This is a genomic window from Glutamicibacter sp. 363, from assembly GCF_052379505.1.
Lineage (GTDB): Bacteria > Actinomycetota > Actinomycetes > Actinomycetales > Micrococcaceae > Glutamicibacter.
This window is the reverse complement of record NZ_JBQSYR010000094.1, coordinates 1-374: the sequence shown is the minus strand read 5'-3', so window position 1 is coordinate 374 and position 374 is coordinate 1. Positions and strand designations below refer to the sequence as shown.

Below are 374 nucleotides of genomic sequence, written 5' to 3'. Positions count from 1 at the left end.
GCACCATGAGCATCACCACCTTGAAGCAACCAGCCCCTGATGTGTCCGAGAATAGAATCATGGATTCTTCTCCACGCTCGGACCAGCCCCGACGCCGTACCATCAGCCCTGCTCAGAAACTTGCCTATCTTGAAGGCTATGAGCAAGCCATCCAAACAAGTGAAGGCGGCAGCTACCTACGCGCCAACGGGATCTACTCCTCCCACATTGCTGAATGGCGCAAACTCCGCAACGCAGGGATCCTCGACGAGCACGCCACCACAGGCCAGTGCGGAACGCCACGAACTACGAAGAGCAAACTCACCAAAGAACAAGCAGAAATCGCACGACTGAAGAAAGAACTCGCTGCCCGCGACGCGAAACTAGCGACCACT

General features: G+C 56.1%; 1 pseudogene. It reads left to right on the top strand.

What is annotated here, in order from left to right:
• Positions 1-5: 5 nt before the first annotated feature.
• A pseudogene (locus ACT3UA_RS19000) lies at positions 6-374 on the top strand (IS3-like element ISAar44 family transposase); the annotation flags it as partial.